At 32.7% G+C, this 19,772-nt stretch carries 17 protein-coding genes; 10 read left to right on the forward strand and 7 right to left on the reverse strand.

All coding sequences use genetic code 11. The annotated features are described in order from the left end of the window. Positions 1-4 precede the first annotated feature (4 nt). The 4 genes from Q9Q97_RS06405 to Q9Q97_RS06420 all read left to right on the forward strand — a co-directional run bounded on the left by Q9Q97_RS06405 (position 5) and on the right by Q9Q97_RS06420 (position 4,379). A complete protein-coding gene (locus tag Q9Q97_RS06405) occupies positions 5-199 on the forward strand; it encodes a hypothetical protein (protein WP_306155716.1) in 195 nt (64 codons plus the stop codon). Positions 200-202: 3 nt separating this feature from the next. Beyond that, a complete protein-coding gene (locus Q9Q97_RS06410; RefSeq protein ID WP_306155718.1) occupies positions 203-1,459 on the forward strand; it encodes a hemolysin family protein in 1,257 nt (418 codons plus the stop codon). Positions 1,460-1,566: 107 nt separating this feature from the next. Next, on the forward strand, positions 1,567-3,666 hold the full coding sequence (locus Q9Q97_RS06415; RefSeq protein ID WP_306155719.1) for a peptidylprolyl isomerase: 2,100 nt from the start codon (positions 1,567-1,569) through the stop codon (positions 3,664-3,666). A gap of 362 nt (positions 3,667-4,028) precedes the next feature. Continuing rightward, positions 4,029-4,379, forward strand: coding sequence for a hypothetical protein (locus Q9Q97_RS06420; RefSeq protein ID WP_306155721.1), 351 nt, complete (start codon positions 4,029-4,031; stop codon positions 4,377-4,379). An 18-nt stretch (positions 4,380-4,397) separates the two neighbouring features. Here Q9Q97_RS06420 and Q9Q97_RS06425 read toward each other — a convergent pair whose 3' ends face one another. Continuing rightward, the gene (locus tag Q9Q97_RS06425; protein ID WP_306155722.1) at positions 4,398-5,306 is read right to left on the reverse strand and encodes a GYDIA family GHMP kinase; all 909 of its coding nucleotides are present in this window, start codon (positions 5,304-5,306) and stop codon (positions 4,398-4,400) included. A 124-nt stretch (positions 5,307-5,430) separates the two neighbouring features. Continuing rightward, positions 5,431-6,744 (reverse strand): hydroxymethylglutaryl-CoA reductase, degradative, encoded by a 1,314-nt coding sequence (locus tag Q9Q97_RS06430; protein WP_306155723.1) that lies wholly within the window; start codon positions 6,742-6,744, stop codon positions 5,431-5,433. Positions 6,745-6,924: 180 nt separating this feature from the next. On the opposite strand from Q9Q97_RS06430, the gene Q9Q97_RS06435 reads away from it, so the two are divergent. The 6 genes from Q9Q97_RS06435 to Q9Q97_RS06460 all read left to right on the forward strand — a co-directional run bounded on the left by Q9Q97_RS06435 (position 6,925) and on the right by Q9Q97_RS06460 (position 14,781). Further along, on the forward strand, positions 6,925-9,096 hold the full coding sequence (locus tag Q9Q97_RS06435; RefSeq protein WP_306155725.1) for a S9 family peptidase: 2,172 nt from the start codon (positions 6,925-6,927) through the stop codon (positions 9,094-9,096). A gap of 37 nt (positions 9,097-9,133) precedes the next feature. Then, positions 9,134-11,002 (forward strand): peptide MFS transporter, encoded by a 1,869-nt coding sequence (locus Q9Q97_RS06440; protein WP_306155727.1) that lies wholly within the window; start codon positions 9,134-9,136, stop codon positions 11,000-11,002. Positions 11,003-11,093: 91 nt separating this feature from the next. Further along, positions 11,094-12,887 carry an oligopeptide:H+ symporter gene (locus Q9Q97_RS06445; RefSeq protein WP_306155730.1) on the forward strand — a complete coding sequence of 598 codons (1,794 nt, stop codon included), beginning with the start codon at positions 11,094-11,096 and terminating at the stop codon, positions 12,885-12,887. A gap of 47 nt (positions 12,888-12,934) precedes the next feature. After that, a complete protein-coding gene (locus Q9Q97_RS06450; protein ID WP_306155732.1) occupies positions 12,935-13,402 on the forward strand; it encodes a thioredoxin family protein in 468 nt (155 codons plus the stop codon). A gap of 216 nt (positions 13,403-13,618) precedes the next feature. Next, positions 13,619-14,074, forward strand: coding sequence for a thioredoxin family protein (locus Q9Q97_RS06455; protein WP_306155734.1), 456 nt, complete (start codon positions 13,619-13,621; stop codon positions 14,072-14,074). Between the two features lie 257 nt (positions 14,075-14,331). Further along, positions 14,332-14,781: a thioredoxin family protein gene (locus Q9Q97_RS06460; RefSeq protein WP_306155736.1), complete on the forward strand. Its 450-nt coding sequence runs from the start codon at positions 14,332-14,334 to the stop codon at positions 14,779-14,781. Between the two features lie 3 nt (positions 14,782-14,784). Here the strand turns inward: Q9Q97_RS06460 and Q9Q97_RS06465 are convergent, their stop codons facing one another. From Q9Q97_RS06465 to surE, 5 genes are all read right to left on the reverse strand, one after another. Beyond that, complete coding sequence (locus Q9Q97_RS06465; protein ID WP_306155738.1) at positions 14,785-16,809, reverse strand: ComEC/Rec2 family competence protein; 2,025 nt, start codon at positions 16,807-16,809, stop codon at positions 14,785-14,787. Positions 16,810-16,856: 47 nt separating this feature from the next. Further along, positions 16,857-17,357, reverse strand: a complete 501-nt coding sequence (locus tag Q9Q97_RS06470; RefSeq protein WP_306155739.1) for a C40 family peptidase — start codon at positions 17,355-17,357, stop codon at positions 16,857-16,859. Positions 17,358-17,363: 6 nt separating this feature from the next. After that, positions 17,364-18,485: a lipid-A-disaccharide synthase gene (gene lpxB / locus Q9Q97_RS06475; RefSeq protein ID WP_306155740.1), complete on the reverse strand. Its 1,122-nt coding sequence runs from the start codon at positions 18,483-18,485 to the stop codon at positions 17,364-17,366. A gap of 65 nt (positions 18,486-18,550) precedes the next feature. Beyond that, entirely contained in the window at positions 18,551-18,820 is a 270-nt protein-coding gene (locus tag Q9Q97_RS06480) for a hypothetical protein (protein ID WP_306155741.1), read from the reverse strand. After that, positions 18,813-19,592, reverse strand: coding sequence for a 5'/3'-nucleotidase SurE (gene surE, locus Q9Q97_RS06485; RefSeq protein WP_306155742.1), 780 nt, complete (start codon positions 19,590-19,592; stop codon positions 18,813-18,815). Before surE ends, Q9Q97_RS06480 begins: the two co-directional genes overlap by 8 nt. Positions 19,593-19,772 lie beyond the last annotated feature (180 nt).

The following is a 19,772-nucleotide window of genomic DNA, read 5'->3' on the forward strand; positions in this document are numbered from 1 at the left end:
TATTATGGGTTATTTAAAATATACACAATACGTTTACATCCTTTTTGCAGTTTTCTTTACTTACGATGGTTTCGTAAAGCTAAATGAAGGAGATGAGAGTTATCCTTTCTATTTTGTAATTGCAGGAATGGCAATTTTCATGTTCTTCTTTAGGAGAAGATTTCTTAACAGGCATAACGACCGTAACAAAAACCAATAAAAAATGGAAATTAGTATTATAATAATCTGTTTAATACTAGCCGCCTTTTTTTCTGGGATGGAAATCGCTTTTACGTCCGCCAACAAAATTTATCTCGAAATAGAAAAGAAACAAGACGATTTCTTGTCTCGAATCTTAACCAAATTAACCGAAAATCCGTCAAAGTTTATTGCGGCCATGCTTATTGGCAATAATGTAACTCTGGTAATTTACGGTTTTTTTATGGGCGATCTTATATTAGAGTGGATGGCCTATTTTGGTTTTGTTTTTTCTGATTGGTGGAATGTGCTAATTCAGACACTTCTCGCAACATTTGTGGTTTTGCTAACCTCAGAATTTTTTCCGAAAGTATTTTTTCAAATTTATGCCAATTCGTTAATTAAAATTCTAGCGCTTCCGGCATATTTGTTTTACCGATTATTTTATTACATCTCTACTTTTTTTATCTGGATTGCAGATTTTGTTTTGAGTAAGTTTTTTAAAACAGAAGGAAGCCAAATCCATTTGTTTAGCCGTATAGAACTTGGCAATTATATAACGGAACAAATGAGTACGGTTGAAGAAGAAGATGAAGTAGATTCTGAAATTCAGATTTTCCAGAATGCATTAGAATTCTCAGGTGTGAAAGCTCGCGATATTATGACGCCTCGAACAGAAATTGTAGACATAGATTTGTTTGATACAGTCGATGATCTTAAAGCGATGTTTATCGAAACAGGCTATTCTAAAATTATAATAAGCCAGAATTCATTAGATGATATTGTGGGTTATGTTCATTCATTCGATTTGTTTAAAAAGCCGTCAACTATAAAATCGGTTTTAATGACGGTTGAATTTGTTCCAGAAACAATCTTGATTAAAGATGTCTTGAATTTGCTGATCAAAAAACGAAAAAATGTAGCAGTAGTTTTAGACGAATATGGTGGAACTTCAGGAATTATTACAATTGAAGACATTGTAGAAGAACTTTTCGGCGAAATTGAAGACGAACACGATTTAGACGAAGAATTGGTTGAAGAAGAATTAGGAGAAGGCAAGTATTTGTTTTCGACCCGATTAGATGTTGAATACCTCAATGAGACTTACAAATTGATGATTCCAGAAGAAGATTCTTATGGCACATTAGGAGGTTTTATTGTCAATCATACCAAAGAAATTCCGCAAAAAGGCGATAAAATCGTAATAGACAGGTTTCATTTTTCTATTGAAGAGGCTTCAAATAAGAAAATCGAACTAGTCAAATTAAGGATTAAAGAGTGATTTTTTAAATTAATGAAAAAAAAAGTTGAAAATAAAACGCTAGTTGTATTGTTATTAACTAGATAATTGTATTTTCGCAAACTGAATATAAAATTAACGATAATAAAATGGCAGTTTTAGCAAAAATTAGACAGCGTTCCGCTTTATTGATAGGAGTTATTGCACTTGCATTATTTGCATTTATAATACAAGATCTATTTACAAGAGGAACATTTGGTCAAAGTTCAAAAGATGTAGGAAGCATCGATGGAAAAGATATTTCATTTGAAGACTTTAGAGTTAAAGTTAGTAATGTTGAAAAAAGTGGGCAAGGTATAACTTCCACTGAAGCTGCAAACAGAGTTTGGGATCAAGAAGTTTCAATCGCTTTATTGTCAACGCAATTTGATAAATTAGGATTGAGAGTTGGTGAAAAACACATTTTAGAGGTTTTGAAATCAGATCCAAATATTGGTAAAAACCCAATGTTCTTAAACGCAGCAGGAATTTTTGATGTTGTTAAGTTTAAAGATTATTTTAAATCAAATCCAGAAGCGGCGCAATACATCTCTCAAAAAGAGAAAGATGCAGAATTGAATGCAAAGTTTCAAATCTATAATACTTTAATTAAATCAGGACTTTACACAACTGCTAGTGAAGGAAAATTAAAGTATGAAATGGAAACTAATAAAGTAAGTTTTGCTTTTGCAGCTGCTCCATATTCTTCTATTAAAGATAGTGAAGTAAAAATCTCTGATGATGAGATTGTAGCTTACATGAAGAAAAACGAGAAAAAATTCAAAGCAGATGCAACTCGCGAAATTCAATACGTTTTAGTTGAAGATAAAGCTTCTAAAGAAGATGAGGCTGAAATTAAAGCTAAATTAACTGCATTATTATCTGGAAGTGTTGTTTACAACGCAAAAACGGGTAAAAACGATTCATTGCCAGGATTTAGAAACGCAACAAACATTGCTGAATTTGTAAATGCAAATTCTGATGTTCCTTACGATTCTACTTACGTTCCTAAAAATGCATTGCCAGCAGTTGATGCTGATAAATTATTCAGCTTGCCAGCTGGAGCAATTTACGGACCATACGTTTACGGAAGATACTACGCAATCTCTAAATCTCAAGGATTTAAAGCTGGTGTTAATGCAAAAGCAAGTCATATCTTAATTGGTTACGAAGGATCTCAAACTCCAAACACAAAAGAAAAAAGAACTAAAGAAGAAGCTAAAGCTAAAGCTGAAGAAATTTTAGCACAAGTTCAAGCTAATCCAGATAGTTTTATGATGTTAGCTTTTACAAGTTCTGATGATTCATCTGCACAGCAAGGTGGTGATTTAGGATATTTTGGGCCAAACCAAATGGTAAAACCTTTCAATGATTTTGTATTCAGCAACGGAATTGGTAAAGTTGGTTTAGTAGAAACTGTTTTCGGTTTCCACATTATCAAAATTACAGACAAACAAGACGGAATTCGTTTAGCTACAATTGCTCAAAAAATCGAGCCATCTGAAGCTACTTCTGATAAAGTATTTACATTAGCAACTAAATTTGAAATGGACGCTGCTGATAAAGATTTTAATGCTGCAGCTAAAGAATTAGGTTTAAAAGTTGCTCAGCCAGTTAATGCAAAAGCTATGGATGAAGCGTTTGGGCCTCTAGGAAACCAACGTAACATTGTAAGATGGGCATTTGATAAAGAAACAAGCAAAGGAGATGTAAAACGTTTTGAGATCGCAAACATCGGACACGTTATTGCACAATATAAAGGTGAAAACAAATCAGGTTTAGTTTCTGTTGATATGGCAAGACCTTACGTAGAGCCAATCTTGAAAAACAAGAAAAAAGCAGAATTATTAAAAGCTAAAATGCAAGGTTCAAGTATTGAAGCTATTGCTAAAGCTGCAGGAGTTGCTGTTCAGCAAGCTGCAGACGTAACTCTTGATAACCCAGTTTTACCAGGTGGAGTTGGACAAGAGCCAAGAGTTGTAGGTAATGCATTTGCTTTAACTGCAAACAAAATTTCAGCTCCAATTGAAGGAAATACAGGTGTTTATGTAGTGAAAAACATTAAAACTGTAAAAGCTCCTGCAATTGCTAACCACGCTGCTTATGTAGAAAAAGTAAAAGCTCAAAGCGCTAATGATGCAAGCAGAGTATTGCCAGCTTTGAAAAACAATGCTAAAATTGAAGATAACAGATTACAATTTAATTACTAATTAAAAAGTAACTCCTCTCTTATAAAAACCCGAAACGCTTATGTGTTTCGGGTTTTTTTCTTTTCCTAAGATATCTATAATTAAAGTTTATATTTTTTTTGAGGTAATTTTCTTAATGTATATAGAGATAATCGAAATTTAATTTAAAAAACTTGTGACTTTCAAAATATTACAGTTAATTTGCTCGATTTTTTAATTTAACATATTTTTGGCTTTTGCTAAAAAGAAAATAAGAATCCATAAACAAAAGCTTTAATAATCATTATTTAATGTTTTTTACTTTTAAGTTTTTTAGAAAGAAGCCAAGGGTATATACCAAAATAGAAAGTCATATTTATGGTATTATTATTGAGCTTTTAAAAGTGGCTAGCACCGACATCAATGTTGATGAATTGGGTGGAAAGTATTATTTGAGTAACGAGGAGCAGCATTTTAAAGTTACAATCTTAAGCAACGATAATGTGATTAGATTAACTAATACACATGATTCTGTTGCCGAAAAGTACGATAAAATTTTTGTGGAAGACGTTTTAAGAGCAGTAAAAGAAGAAAAACACCGCCGAATGGAAGTGGTTTATGATTCTATTACAAATAGTATCGAAAAAATGGCAGAACGCTTGCATAATAGGCTTATAGAGTCTAATGAGCAAGAAAGCAAAGCTGTTCGTCGTTTAGAGACAAAGCACATTAGAGGCAATAAAAGAGCTAATTAATTGTTTCTGAAATTGATTTTATAAAATCATTTCTTCGTAAGTCAAAATTGTCTCATATCCTTTAGTAAAGAAATATTCCTTCGGATTTTCTTTAGAAACTACCAATATAAAATCGCCGCCCCAAGCTCCAAGACTTTTGATCACACCATTAAAATCAGGGAAAACAGCCTCTTTTATAGTCTGCATTTCTAAGATATTACTCAAATGGATTTCGTGTTTCTGAATTGCCGCAGCAAACTCTTTTAAAGTCTGAGCATGAAGAATTGCATCTGTAATTCGATTATTTCCTGCAACGCTTGCCGCTAAATGATTGTTTTTGTGATTGTTGTAAGAGTGTATGGCTGATTTACTATTTTGCTTTTTATTCAAATAAACAAAATAAAGGTGTTCCTTAAAGTCAGGATTAAATTCAACTTGCTTTACGAAATTATCTTTAATTCGGTATAAAACTGGAGTGTTGTTTTGTGCGCAAGCAATATCATAACCGCTGCCGCCAAAGCTATTATTAAGCAAAGTAAAAGCATTAGTCTCTGTCCATTGCGCAATATTGTTTATAAGCGTAGAAGAAGTTCCTAATCCCCAGTTTTTTGGAAAACTCAAATGTGTGCTTACTTTGTATCCATTAGCACTATCAATAAATTTTGGATTTAAGACATAAGCCTCGTGCAGAATATTTACTAAAGTAGATTTTACGGTATCAATTTGCGGATCTGAACCTTTTATAACTTCATCAAAAGAAATAGTTTCTTCAAACCATAAATGCTGGTCGTGGTCGTAACTTTTCCATTCAATTTGTTTGTCTTCAGAACTTTCAATTACTAAATCCTGACCAAATTTTGTAGGTAACGCAAAAGCATCTGCTCCGTCTAAAACAAGATATTCTCCAGCTATAAAAAGTTTTCCGTTACTATAAAATGTTTTCTTCATTGTTGTATAAATTCCAATATTTTAAATTCCAAATTCCAAAACTCAAATTCCAAATTCCAAATTCTGTTACTTTTTGGAATTTGGAATTTATTTAAAAATTGAAATGTTTGGAATTTAACTTTCGTTATTTTCTAAGGTTTTCAATAAATTCTACAACAGCACTATGAGAAACGGCTGTTTTTTTGAAATGCGTTTTGATTAAATGACGCTCTTCATCTGTAGCTTCAAATTGATTGATAATGTTGTTCAAGTGCATTTTCATGTGGCCTTCCTGAATTCCGGTGGTAGTTAAAGAACGTAATGCTGCAAAATTTTGCGCTAAACCTGCAACAGCTACAATTTCCATTAATTCTGGGGCAGAAGGTTTTTCTAAAATATCCAGACATAATTTCACCAAAGGATGCAAAGAAGTTAAACCTCCAACGGTACCAACTGCAAGCGGAATTTCAAGCCAAAAAGTAAAAATTCCGTCTTCGATTTTCGCGTGAGACAAGCTTGCATATTGGCCATTTCTAGAGGCATACGCATGTACACCCGCTTCTACAGCTCTAAAATCATTTCCAGTTGCCAGAATCACAGCATCGACACCATTCATAATGCCTTTATTGTGTGTAACGGCTCTAAAAGGCTCTATTTCTGCAATTTGCACGGCCTGAACAAATCGCTCTGCAAATTCTTGTGGATTCGTAATATGTTTTTCTGCTAATTCTTCAATTGGGCAAGAAACTTCCGCTCTAACAAGGCAATGCGGCACATAGTTAGAGAGAATGCTCATTATGACTTCTAATTTTTCATCATTTTGGCATAAATCAGAATTTTGAGCTTCTTCTTTTAAGGTAGAAGCAAATTGCTCTAAACAAGAGTTTATAAAATTAGCTCCCATGCTGTCTTTTGTCTCAAAAGTAGCATGAAGCTGATAGTAATTTTCGAGTAGACTTCTTTTGTCTTTTAGCTTAATATCTAAGATACCTCCGCCACGCTGCTGCATATTTTTGGTAATGCTCTGCGTTTCTGAAAAGAATTTTGGTTTGATTTGGTCAAAAAACTGAGTTAGTTTTTCGGCATCACCGCTATAAGTAAAATGCACTTGGCCAATTTTTTCGGTATCGATTATGGTGGCTTTAAAGCCGCCTCTTGTTGACCAATATTTTGCTGCTTTTGAAGCTGCTGCAACAACAGAACTTTCTTCAATAGCCATCGGAATGGTTTTGTATTTTCCGTTGATTAAAAAGTTAGGAGCAACTCCAAGAGGGATATAAAGGTTTGTAATCGTGTTTTCTATAAATTCGTCATGAAGCTGCTGAAGCTTTTCGTCTGAATTCCAGTAATTTCTTATAATATTTTGCGCCTCCTCAGGATTCGAAAAATATTCATTTGCAATCCAGTTAATTTTTTCTTTTTTGGATAATTTAGAAAATCCAGCAACAGCGTTGTTCATTCTCAATATATTAAATAATAATGTTGCGGCAAAGATACTATTTTAAGAGTTTTGTTTGCAATCTATTTTGAAGATCGAAATACGCAATCGTTATTTTTTTTAACATTTAACACTTAAAATGTGTATTATGTTTAAATTTTTCACTAAAATTGGGCTCTTTTTATATTTAAAATAATTCTAATGAATACAAGTAAATTTACTGCAGTACTTTTATTTTTAACTGCAGTCGTTTTTGGACAGCAAAAGATCACTGTCGAAAATGTTTTTGGCGGTACTTTCCGGGCTAAAGGAATGGATGAGCTGCAATCGCTAAAAAATACAAATCAATATACTGTTTTAAATGTTGATATGGCGAGCAGAAGTATGCAGATTGACTTATACGATTTTGCAACGCTAAAAAAAGTATCGAATCTTATTGATACCAAAAACCATAAAGAACTTGCCGACGGAATTGACAGCTATACTTTTGATGCTTCTGAAAAAAAGATCTTAATTGCTTGTAATTCTAATAAAATCTTCCGTCACTCTTTTACTGCTGATTATTTCCTTTATGATATCGCAGCAAAATCTCTAACTAAACTTGTTGATTTTCAAATTCAAGAGCCAACATTTTCACCAGACGGAACTAAAATTGCTTACGCTAAAGAAAATAACTTATATATCTATGATGTTGCTTCAAAAAAATCAACGGCAGTTACAACAGATGGAAAGAAAAATGCTGTTATAAATGGAATTACGGACTGGGTTTACGAAGAAGAATTCGCTTTTGTACGTGCGTTTGACTGGAGTAAAGACAGTAAGAAACTAGCTTACATTCGTTTTGATGAAAGCCAAGTTCCAGAATTTTCGATGTCAATCTTCCATAAAGATTTATATCCAAAAATTGAAACGTTCAAATATCCTAAAGCAGGAGAAAAAAATTCAGTAGTTTCATTGCATATTTATGATGCTGCTGGAAATACTTCTAAAAAAGTAGATTTAGGAAACTATAATGATTTTTACATTGCAAGAATGCAATGGACAAATGATGCAAATGTGCTTTCTGCGCAGGTTTTAAACCGTCATCAGGATAATTTAAATCTATTGTTTGTTGATGGAAATACAGCTGCTGCAAAAGTAGTTTTAAATGAAAAAGACAAAGCTTATGTAGATATTACAGACAATCTGACTTTCTTAAAAGACAACAGTTTTATTTGGACAAGCGAAAAAGACGGTTTTAATCATATTTATGTGTATGATAAAAACGGAAAGCTTAAAAATCAGGTTACAAAAGGAAACTGGGAAGTGACTAATTACTACGGTTTCGACGAAAAAAACAAAACTATTTTCTACCAGTCTACAGAAAATGGTTCTATAAACAGAGCAGTTTACCGTATTTCATTAGACGGAAAAAATAAAACAGCTTTAACGGCTAAAGTTGGAACAAACGCGGCGACTTTTAGTCCAAATTTCCAATACTTTATCAATACGTATTCTAGTGCTTCTCAGCCAACAACTTATACTTTGAATGAAGCAAAATCTGGAAAAGAAATTCAGGTTATCGAAAACAACCAAGCACTTGCTGATAAATTAAAAGGATATGATCTTCCTTTAAAAGAATTTATTGTTTTAAAAACAGCAAAAGGAAACGAATTGAATGCTTGGATTTTAAAACCAAAAGATTTTGATCCTTCAAAAAAATACCCTGTTTTCATGTTCCAATATTCTGGTCCAGGATCACAGCAGGTAGCAAATCAATGGAATAATTCTAATGATTACTGGTTTATTTCATTGACACAGCAAGGTTATATTGTGGCTTGTGTTGACGGAAGAGGTACAGGCTACAAAGGAGCAGATTTCAAAAAAGTGACTCAAAAAGAATTAGGAAAATACGAAGTAGAAGATCAGATTGATGCGGCAAAAGTAATTGGTGCTTACTCTTATGTTGACGCTTCTAGAATTGGAATTTTCGGATGGAGCTATGGTGGATTTATGGCTTCTAACTGTATTTTCCAAGGAAACGACGTCTTCAAAATGGCAATTGCAGTTGCTCCTGTTACAAACTGGCGCTTTTACGACAGCGTTTATACAGAAAGATACATGCAGACTCCACAGGAAAATGCAAGCGGATACGATCAAAACTCTCCTATAAATCATGTTAGCAAATTAAAAGGGAAGTTCTTATTGATTCACGGTTCTGGAGACGACAACGTTCACGTTCAGAATTCAATGCAGATGATGGAAGCTTTAATCCAGGCAAATAAGCAATTTGATTCTCAAATTTATCCAGATAAAGATCATGGTATTTATGGCGGAAACACGAGAATTCAGCTTTACAATAAAATGACCAATTTTATCAAAGAAAATTTATAATCTAAAATATACTAAACCTAATTAAACAGAATATAATATGGGAGAAACTCAAGTAAAAACTGCGCATCCAAAAGGACTTTGGGTATTGTTTGGAACGGAGATGTGGGAGCGATTCAATTTTTATGGAATGCGAGCTTTATTGACTTTATTTCTTGTAAATTCACTATTAATGAAAGAAGAGGAAGCTTCTCTAATTTATGGAGGATTTCTTGGACTTTGTTACTTAACACCAATGTTAGGCGGTTTTATTGCCGATCGTTATTTCGGAAATAGAAACTGTATTCTTTTAGGAGGATTGTTAATGGCGATTGGACAATTGCTCTTATTTGCTAGCGGAAGTGTTTTTGAAGGAAATGTACCATTTGCAAAAACAATTATGTATTGTGGGCTAGGAGCTATTGTTTTTGGTAACGGATTCTTCAAGCCAAACATTTCTAGTATGGTTGGAAGTTTGTATCCAAAACAAGAGAAAACAAAATTGGACACAGCTTTTACAATTTTCTACATGGGTATTAATATTGGGGCTTTCTTAGGGCAGTCTATTTGTCCATTATTAGGCGATGTAAAAGATGCTGGAGGGTTTAGGGATGTTCATGCTTTCAGATGGGGATTTTTAGCTGCAGCGATAGCAATGCTTTTAGGCACAATTTTATTTTACGTATTAAAAAATAAGTATGTTGTTTCTCCAGAAGGAAGGCCGCTAGGTGGTTTGCCCTCTAAAAATGTTGCAGAGGATTTTGAAGAAGGCGAAGCACAAAAAGCTAATTTTTCTACTAAGTCTTTAGTGATTGCAGGTATTGCATTTATTGCTTTAGGTTTCTTTTTTCATTATGTAGTTGGTCAGAATTTGATCTATACTTTAATTTACTCAAGTGGTTTGGCTTTAGCAGGCTTAATTATTTCTGATAAATCTTTGACAAAAATAGAGCGCGATAGAATTTTTGTAATTTACATTGTTTCGTTCTTTATTATTTTTTTCTGGGCAGCATTTGAACAAGCTGGATCTTCATTAACTTTTATCGCAGATAATCAAACTGATCGTCATTTCTTTGGATGGCTAATGCCTCCTTCTATGGTTCAGATTTTTAATGGTTTATTTGTTGTGGCACTTGCGGTTCCTTTCAGTATGTTATGGGATTACTTAAGAGCTAGAGATAAAGAGCCTATTTCTCCTGTGAAATTAGCGGTTGGACTTGTTGTTATTACTGTAAGTTTTTTCATGATTGCAAATCAGGTTGCTGGACTAGGAACTTCAGGATTATTATTAGTAAAATGGCTTATTTTACTATATTTTTTAAATACATGTGCCGAGCTTTGTTTATCTCCAATTGGATTATCATTGGTGGGTAAACTGTCTCCAAAACGTTTTGCATCATTACTTTTTGGTGTTTTCTTCTTGTCTAATGCATCTGGTTATGCATTAGGAGGTACACTTGGATCGATTTTACCTCCAACGGGAGATAAATATATTGCTTCAGAAAAAGCGAATATAGACTTGCAGTCTTTATTGGATAATAAAACTGTTGCAAATGGAGAGCAGCTATTTATACTGGCAAAACTTCAAATTGCAAAAATCGATAAGGATAAGGCAAAAGAATTAAATTTAGATATAGAAAAGAAAATTGAGAATATTGCTGAAATAAAAAATCAGAAAGAATTTTCTAAAAGAAATAAAACTGAGTTTGTAAATAAGTTTGTAGCAAAAGATACAACTTTTACTGTTCAGGAATTTAACCTTATTAAAGATAAACAAGTTATAACTGTTTCATATCCAAAATTTGCTGGATTTACAATTCATAATTTGTATGAGTTCTTTATGGTGTTTGTGGTTCTTACAGGGATTGCTGCAGTTGTGCTTTTTGCCTTGACTCCATTGTTGAAGAAAATGATGCATGGTGTTAGATAATTTAATGAAATAAATATATTATATAGAAGCATCGTCTCTAGATACAATCTAAAGATGATGCTTTTTTTATTACTACTTAAGGAAGCTTATAATGGAGCAAAATTTAAACTTAGAGCAGATACAGAATTTTAAAGGAAAATATCCAAGACAATTATGGTATTTGTTTTTTAGTGAAATGTGGGAGCGTTTCTGTTTCTACGGAATGAGGGGGATGCTAGTTGTTTTCATGGTTAACCAGTTACACATGAATGAAATAATTGCAAACTTGCAATATGGTGCTACGCAAGCTTTTGTGTACGCATTTACTTTTGTTGGGGGAATGTTTGCTGATAAAATTTTAGGTTACCGTAAGTCACTTTTTTGGGGTGGTTTATTAATGATCACTGGTAGTGTGATTTTAGCCATTGATCCAAAGAATTTTTTCTTTTTTGGCATTAGTTTTACGATTATTGGTACAGGTTTTTTTAAACCAAATATTTCTACAATGGTTGGTCAGTTGTATAAAGATGGTGATCATAGAGTTGATGCTGGATTTTCACTGTTTTACGCAGGGGTAAATTTAGGTGCTTTAATAGGTGGTTATATTTGTATTGCAGTTGCTAACGGAACTTTATGGGAATCGTTTGTTCCAGCTTCTTATCGTTGGAATTATGCTTTTGGTTTTGCCTCAGTTGTAATGATTATAAGTTTGCTTACATTTACACAGACACAAAAAAGTCTTGGTCAAATAGGCACTTCGCCTTTGAAACACTTAGAAAGTTCTAAAAGGCGCACTATGGAAATCGTAACTTATGTTAGTTCATTAGTTATAATCCCTGTCATTATGATGATGGTTTCTAATACAGAGTACACAGATGTTTTTATGTTTATTATTGGTCCTTTTGCGTTAATGTATTTGTTTTATGAGATGTCATCTTTAAGCAATAATGATGATTCAAATATGTTTTCATTTAATGGGAAAATCTCTAGATGGTATTATTTTTTGTGCTTTAGCTGTATTGCTTTACCATTATTTTTTCTAAGACATTATTTTACAGGAAATATAGGATTTGTTATTTTGACATTGCCACTTTGTTGGTTGTTGATTTCTTTGGGGGTTAAAAGATGTAATGATTTAGAGATAAGTAGATTGGCTGTTTTGATTCCTTTTATAAATTTTTATTTCTTTTTTAAAAAAGGTAGGAATGATAATGAAAATTTAAAAATTTCTGAAATTAAAAAGCTTTATGCTGCTCTTGTTTTTATTGTGTTCTCAATTTTCTTTTGGGCTTTCTTTGAACAAAGTGGCGGGTCTTTGAGTTTGTTTGCATTAAATAATTTAAAAAATACTATTGCAGGTGTTGAGCTAGATCCAAATGGGGTCAATAATTCGGCAAATTCTCTATTTGTGATTGTTTTTGCTGCTATTGTAGGATTGGTTTGGCTATGGATGGCTAAAAGAAAAATAGAACCTAATACAGTTATAAAATTTGGACTCGCTTTTTTATTTCTTGCTGGCGGATTTTGGATATTTTACTACACTAAATTTTTTGCAGATGAAAGTGGAAGAACATCTTTAGGTTTGTTTACTTTTGGATGGTTCATTATTACTTTTGGGGAGCTTTGTCTTTCTCCAATTGGTATGTCTGCAATGACGAAACTTTCTCCTTTAAAAACTCAAGCCGTTATCATGGGCATGTGGTTTTTGGCGAGTGCGTATGGTCAGTATTTTGCTGGATTACTAGGTGCTAATATTGCAGAAGCATCAGAACATTCGTCTAATTTGGAAAAATTAAATGTTTATGCAAATGGTTATTTGCAATTGGCTATTTATGCTCTCATAGCGGGGGTCGTTTTAATTGCGATTTCGCCTTTAATCAAAAAATTAATGCAAGAAGTTAAATAATTATATTGTAATCACTTTTTGTATAAATTTGTGGAAAATTTCTCATTATGAAAAAAATAGTACTTATTGCTTTGTTTTTAATTGGTGCTGCAAATCTTAAGGCACAAGAATTAAAATGGTATACAGATGTTAGAGAAGCGATTACTGTTAGTAATAAAGAACAAAAGCCTATGCTTATGTTTTTTACTGGTAGTGATTGGTGTGGCTGGTGTATTCGTTTACAAAATGAAGTTTTAAAGACTGCTGAATTTAAAAAATGGGCGACAGATAATGTAGTTTTAGTGGAATTAGATTATCCTAGATCTGTTCCGCAGACTCCAGAACTTAAAAGTCAAAATAACGAATTACAACAAGCTTTTGGTATTCAGGGTTTTCCAACTGTTTTCTTTACAAGTGCAGAAACAAAAGAAGGAAAAGTCAACTTTAAAGGTCTTGGTAAAACAGGCTATGTTGCTGGTGGACCATCAGCATGGTTAACAGTTGCAGAAGGAATAGTGCATCCAAAGAAATTGTAAATTTCGATTTAAAATAATCAAACAGCCTCTTACTTAGTAAGGGGCTTTTTTTTTGTGTTTAGTAGGAAAAATTCTTTACAAAAAGCTTTTAGATTGTGTATTTTATATTTTATTATATATAAAAAAACACATAATGTATTTTTTGTGCCAATAAAATTTGGATAACTAAAATATAATGTTAATTTCGTCTTGCTAATCTAACCAAAACCAATTTATATGACTAAAAAATTACTTATCCTACTGTTTTTTTTAGGGTCATTTATGATGCAAGCACAAAATAATCTAGCATGGAGAACAAACATGACAGATGCTATTGCCATAAGTAATGACCAGAAAAAACCAATGTTGATTTTATTCACTGCCTCAGGTGTACCAGAAAATCTTCAAAATGAAATCTTTAAAACGCCCGATTTTGCTGTTTGGTCACGAGATAACGTGGTCTTAGTAAAACTGGATTTGTCTGATATGAACGCTTCAGATAGCGATCGCGAACAAAATGTGAAATTGAAAAATGCATTTGGAGTTCAAGATCTTCCAGAAGTATGCTTTGCAATGGCATCAGTAAGAAAAAACAAAACTACTTTTAGCGCTTTAGGAAAAATAGCGTATAAACCTGGAGGAGCTAAGGCTTGGATTGCAGAATCAAATGCAATTTTACATCCAGCAGAATAGTAAACGATTTCATTCGACTTTTATTTTAATTTTTTTTAGTCCCTTTCTGTTTTACAGAAGGGGATTTTTTTATAAAAGGCTTACTAAGAATTTGATTATTTTAATTAGTGTTTATTTTACATTTATTAAAAAATAGACTATTTATTAGCAATTTGATTTTAATGTTTAGAAGTTGGTTTTTAATCGCTTAAAAGTTTTTATTAGATTATATTTTTATACTACTTTAGTTTTATTAACATAACCAAAACCAAAATTATATGCCGAAAAAACTACTTATCCTACTATTGTTTTTAAGTCCATTTTGTATGAATTCTCAAAATATAATATGGAAAACAGACATTAATGACGCTGTGGCTACAAGTGCCGAAAAGAGAAAGCCCTTACTGATTTTTTTTACTGGGCAGGGTGTAAACCAGCAGCTGCAAAATGAAATTTTTTCTACTCGAGATTTTGAAGAGTGGGCTCGTAAAAATGTTATTTTGGTCAAACTAGATCTTTCAGATCCTACTATTACTGATGCCGCTAAAGAGCAAAACTTACGCTTAAAGAATGCTTTTGGTATCGAAGAGATTCCGCAAGTTTGTTTTTCTGAAGTGACTGTTAGAAAAGACAAAACAAATTTTAACAAACTCGGACTTATTGGATATACTTCTTCTAGTGCGAAAGCTTGGATTTCTGAATCCAATTCGATTTTAAATCCAGAATAAAAATTACAATCTATAGTATCCCTTTTCTTTTGTTGAATGAAAAGGGATATTTTTTTTACGGCAGCTAGTTTTCCAATATTTCTGAATGGAATTGGAGTTTGAGCCGTCTGAAATTACAATTTTAGGCTTCATATTTTGCAGTAATCGATCTAGATTAATTCTAGAACTTTGAGTAAGAATTAAAATATCGGGATTTATTTTTTCTGAAAAAATTCTACTGCTATCTATAATCAGAATTTTAGTGTTTTTAAAGTAAAGCAGATTTTGAATCTTTTTAATTCCAGACAAATCAATTGAATTTCCGACGAGGTACGAATTAATATTTTTGTTTTTATGAATTGTAGTGTCTCTGCTAAAGATCATAATGTTTTTTCCTAAACGCTCAGAAATAAGCGTATTATTCTTTTCGTTGTAAACAATTAATTCTTCTTGTTTTTCAGTTTCTATTTTGGTAAAAATAAAAGCAAGCTGAATCAGTATAATAGAAGCAGATGCCAATAGCAATTTCTGAAAACTCGGTTTTTTGATCCAGATTATGGTACTTATTATAAAGATTGAAAATGCCCATAAATGATAGATGTTAAAACTGATATCTCGAATGACAAATGAATCCACAGAGGCGACGGCATGAATCATAAGGTTTAACAGATAAATGCTTTTCTCAAAAATCATTGTAATAAATATTGGGGGACTGCTAAAAATGGCAATAATCATAACGACGATTCCGGCAATCATGATGAATGATAAAAGCGGAAGTATGATGATATTTGTGACAAAAAACAAACCCGGAAATTGATGAAAATAATAAAGGCATAAAGGCAAAGTACCAATCTGTGCAGCAAACGAAACAGTTAGCGCTTCCCAAATGTAAACCGATAACTTATTCTTTGGTTTGTAGATGTTTTTTAAAATGGGCTGTAGCCAAAGAATGAAAAATAACGCCAAATAACTTAATTGAAAACCAACATCAAATAGGAAATAAGGTTCAAAAAGTAAAATCAATAAAATCGAAACCAATAAAGTATGGTAGATATTGCCGTTTCTGCGAAGATGATTGCCAATGGCAAGAAATGAAAACATCACTACAGATCTGAGAACGGAAGGAGATAAACCTGAAATTACCGCAAAGCCAGCTAAAGAAACGAGAATCGAAGCTAATTTAATAAATGAACCTTTTTTGGTGTTTGGAATCGGCTTTAGAATAAAAGCGATAAAAAGCATTATAAAACCCACGTGAAGCCCAGAAACCGATAAAACATGCGTTGCTCCAGAATATTGATAATCTTGAATAATGTCGGGTGAAATCTCTTGCTGTTGGCCTAAAATTAATGCCAAAGCTACATTCATTTCCTTTTTATGGAATTTTGATTTTTCAAGATTGGAAATTATTCTCGAATGCAATCTAGCGCAATAGTACCAAATGTCTTTTTGAATAGTTTTGCTAATTAGAATTTGATTTTTCTGGCAATAAATCTGTGCATAGATTTGTTTGTCTGCCAAGTAACGACCGTAGTCAAATTGATTCGGATTTTTGCTTGATTTGTTTTCCTGTAAAACCGTTTCAATTTTAATGCTGTTGCCAATAATCAAATGGTTTTTGCTACTGTCCTTCTGAACGTTTACAATTATTTTTCCCGAATACGGTTTTCCTGAGATCGTTTTTATAAGGCCAACATATCGATCGCTATAATCGTTACTTTTTAATTTTTCTCTTATAATTAAAGTTATAGATTGAGAATTTTTGAAAGCAGATTTACAATGAGTATAATTGTTTTTCTGAAGGTTTTCGGTATGGCTTAAAAGTGTAAAAGCGCCAATGAAGAAAGAAAAAATATAACTTGAAAATCCGAATAAAAAAGATTTCTTATTTCGGTTTAAAGCCCAAAAGAAAGCTCCGCAAAAATTGACAAAACTCAACGCAAGCAAAATAATGACTATTGAAATCGAAAAATGCAGATAATACGAAGCAATTACGCCAAGTATAAAGGCAGTTGTAATTTTTACTAACGGAAAATCTAATACTTTCATGGTGTAAAAGTATTAAATATTTGTAAGAAAAATAATGAATTTTTTATTTAAGGAATAACTCTGTTAACTTGTTCAAAAGAGTTTTTATAATAAGGTTCTTTAGTAGAAGAAATAATTACACCTTTTGATGTAGAAGAATGGACAAATTTTACTTCATCAGAATTGACTTCTGTAATTAATCCGACGTGATTTATAGTTCTGCTTTTATTGGTTTTAAAGAAAATCAAATCTCCCTTTTGAGCATCATTTAGCGGAATTACCTTTCCAACTTTTGCTTGTTCGTAAGAGGGTCTCGGAAGTTTGATATTCTCACTTTCAAAAGTGGTGTAAACAAGTCCTGAGCAATCAAATCCGCTTTTGGTGGTTCCGCCAGCTTTATATCGAACTCCAATATTATCAGTTGCTTTTTCGATTAAATTATTAACCAAATACCTGTTTTCTTTTTTTGATTCGCTTTTTGTATTGCTGTTTTTTGATACCGCTGTTGAAGTCGATTTACAAGAAGTAAAAGCGATTGCTAAAAGCAGAAAATGGATTAATCTTTTCAAAATCAGTTAATTATTTTGTTTTAAATCGGCAACGATGAGTTTTGCTGTGTTTTTACTTGCGCCAACTCCGCCTAATTTTTGTTCTAGTATATCGTAATTTTGTAGCACTTTATTGCGATGGCTAGGCTCTAATAATTTTTGAAGCTCTTCTTTAATTCGTTTTTTGTTGCAATCTCCTTGAATCAGCTCAGTTACCACTTCCTGATCCATAATTAAATTAACCAGAGAAATGTATTTTAAGGTAATAATGCGTTTTGCAATCTGATAAGAAACTTCGCTTCCTTTATAGCAAACCACTTCAGGAACTTTAAAAAGAGCTGTTTCTAAAGTCGCAGTTCCAGAAGTTACTAACGCAGCCGTTGAAGAACGCAGCAGATCGTAAGTTTTATTAGAAACAAAGGCGATGTTTTTGTTTTTTAGAAACTGCTGATAAAATTCATATTCCTGACTTGGAGCGCCAGCAATTACAAATTCATAATCCCGAAAATCATCGACAACACTTAGCATTACACTCAGCATTTTGGTGATTTCCTGTTTGCGGCTTCCAGGCAGAACAGCAATAATTGGTTTTTCGCCCAGATTATTCTCTTTTCTAAATAATTCTTCGTCAAAAGCTGGCTGATTTTGGATGGCATCAATAAGCGGATGCCCGACAAAATCTACTGGAAAATGATGTTTGTCTTCGTAAAAACTTTTTTCGAAAGGCAAAATAACATACATCTTATCGACGTCTTGTTTAATGGCTTTGATTCTGTTTTCTTTCCAAGCCCAGATCTGAGGAGAAATATAATAATGCGTTTTATAACCTAATTCTTTAGCCCATTTTGCAATTCGCATATTAAAACCAGGATAATCAATAAAAATAATAACATCTGGCTGAAACTCCGTGATGTCTTTTTTGCAGATCTTAATATTATTTAAAATAGTTTTTAAATTGAAAACCACTTCGATAAAGCCCATAAAAGCAAGGTCGCGATAGTGTTTTACGAGAGTTCCGCCTGCTTTTTGCATTAAGTCGCCGCCCCAAAATCTAATTTCTGCTTCTGGATCTTCAACATATAATGCCTTCATTAAATTGGAACCGTGTAAATCTCCAGAGGCTTCTCCTGCAATGATGTAATACTTCATGTTAGTTTTTTGTAAAGGTGCTTAAGTGTGACTCCGCAATAGCGGTGACTTAGCAAAGATAATATTTAAATAACTAATGTAGAAATTGCCAGTACAATCACGGCTAAAATTACACCTCGAGCCATAAATTCTTTATTTCTTTTTAAAAGAATAGCAAATACGGCAAGATTTAAAAGTGTTCCTAAAGTAATTATTTTTCCCAAATATCCTTGCTTTCTAATCATTTGAAATCCTGAAGAAATGTCAAATGTTGTGAAAAAAGTGATGAATAGATAGCTTCCTAAAAGAGCCGTAAAAATTCCGATTAAAAAACCGATTAGCATTTCTTTAGTCATTTAATTTCCAAGTGTTAAGTTGCTGAATAGAGTGGTGGGCAGTCAAGTCGAATTGTACAGGAACTACAGAAATATATCCGTTTGCTAGAGCCCATTCGTCGGTATCTTCTCCTTGATCTTCATTTACAAATTTTCCGGCAAGCCAGTAATAATCTTTTCCGAAAGGAGTTTGTCTTTTTTCAAATTTCTGTGCGTAGTAGGCTTTCGCTTGACGGCAAACTTTAATTCCTTTTATTTCTGATTCTTTAAGTTTTGGAAAATTGACGTTTAAAACAACTCCTGGAGGGAGTTTATTGGCAAGGGTTTCTAAAGCTATTTTTTTGACAAAAGATTTTATTGGTTCAAAATCGGCATTCCAATCAAAATCCAAAAGAGAAAAACCAATTGCTTGAATGCCTTCAATTCCAGCTTCCACAGCGGCACTCATTGTTCCAGAATAAATAACATTGATAGAAGAATTGGATCCGTGGTTTATTCCCGAAACGCACAAATCTGGTTTGCGTTTTAAGATTTCGTTGACAGCAAGTTTTACACAATCAACAGGGGTTCCAGAACAGCTGTATTCTGCAATTGTGTCATTTTCTTTCGAAATTTTATCTATAAATAATGTATTGTTTACTGTTATGGCGTGACCCATTGCGCTTTGCGGTTTGTCTGGCGCAACGACAATTACGTCGCCTATGGTTTCCATAACGCTAATAAGGGCTCTAATTCCGGGAGCCAGAATACCATCATCGTTAGTTACTAAAATTAGTGGTTTCTCAGCTTTCATTTAATAAAAATTATGTGTAGTTTTAACAATTGTAAGATTTTAAATCTAAATTTAATCGCAAATTATTCGAGGAAAGTCACAAATAATGCAAAATTTGTCAACTAAGGTAAAGAACTTTTTTGCGAATTAAACATTTTTATATCTTTAACAAAAAATTATCGTGACGTTAGCTCTCGTGGC

It is taken from the genome of Flavobacterium sp. DG2-3 (assembly GCF_030730925.1).
In the GTDB taxonomy this organism is placed as follows: domain Bacteria; phylum Bacteroidota; class Bacteroidia; order Flavobacteriales; family Flavobacteriaceae; genus Flavobacterium.

What these genes read in the sequence shown, in the direction of transcription:
- Q9Q97_RS06405 (WP_306155716.1), top strand. Translation starts at nt 5, where the DNA reads ATGGGTTATTTAAAATATACACAATACGTTTACATCCTTTTTGCAGTT.
- Q9Q97_RS06410 (WP_306155718.1), top strand. Translation starts at nt 203, where the DNA reads ATGGAAATTAGTATTATAATAATCTGTTTAATACTAGCCGCCTTTTTT.
- Q9Q97_RS06415 (WP_306155719.1), top strand. Translation starts at nt 1,567, where the DNA reads ATGGCAGTTTTAGCAAAAATTAGACAGCGTTCCGCTTTATTGATAGGA.
- Q9Q97_RS06425 (WP_306155722.1), bottom strand. Translation starts at nt 5,306, where the DNA reads ATGAAGAAAACATTTTATAGTAACGGAAAACTTTTTATAGCTGGAGAA.
- Q9Q97_RS06430 (WP_306155723.1), bottom strand. Translation starts at nt 6,744, where the DNA reads ATGAACAACGCTGTTGCTGGATTTTCTAAATTATCCAAAAAAGAAAAA.
- Q9Q97_RS06435 (WP_306155725.1), top strand. Translation starts at nt 6,925, where the DNA reads ATGAATACAAGTAAATTTACTGCAGTACTTTTATTTTTAACTGCAGTC.
- Q9Q97_RS06440 (WP_306155727.1), top strand. Translation starts at nt 9,134, where the DNA reads ATGGGAGAAACTCAAGTAAAAACTGCGCATCCAAAAGGACTTTGGGTA.
- Q9Q97_RS06445 (WP_306155730.1), top strand. Translation starts at nt 11,094, where the DNA reads ATGGAGCAAAATTTAAACTTAGAGCAGATACAGAATTTTAAAGGAAAA.
- Q9Q97_RS06450 (WP_306155732.1), top strand. Translation starts at nt 12,935, where the DNA reads ATGAAAAAAATAGTACTTATTGCTTTGTTTTTAATTGGTGCTGCAAAT.
- Q9Q97_RS06455 (WP_306155734.1), top strand. Translation starts at nt 13,619, where the DNA reads ATGACTAAAAAATTACTTATCCTACTGTTTTTTTTAGGGTCATTTATG.
- Q9Q97_RS06460 (WP_306155736.1), top strand. Translation starts at nt 14,332, where the DNA reads ATGCCGAAAAAACTACTTATCCTACTATTGTTTTTAAGTCCATTTTGT.
- Q9Q97_RS06465 (WP_306155738.1), bottom strand. Translation starts at nt 16,809, where the DNA reads ATGAAAGTATTAGATTTTCCGTTAGTAAAAATTACAACTGCCTTTATA.
- lpxB (WP_306155740.1), bottom strand. Translation starts at nt 18,485, where the DNA reads ATGAAGTATTACATCATTGCAGGAGAAGCCTCTGGAGATTTACACGGT.
- Q9Q97_RS06480 (WP_306155741.1), bottom strand. Translation starts at nt 18,820, where the DNA reads ATGACTAAAGAAATGCTAATCGGTTTTTTAATCGGAATTTTTACGGCT.
- surE (WP_306155742.1), bottom strand. Translation starts at nt 19,592, where the DNA reads ATGAAAGCTGAGAAACCACTAATTTTAGTAACTAACGATGATGGTATT.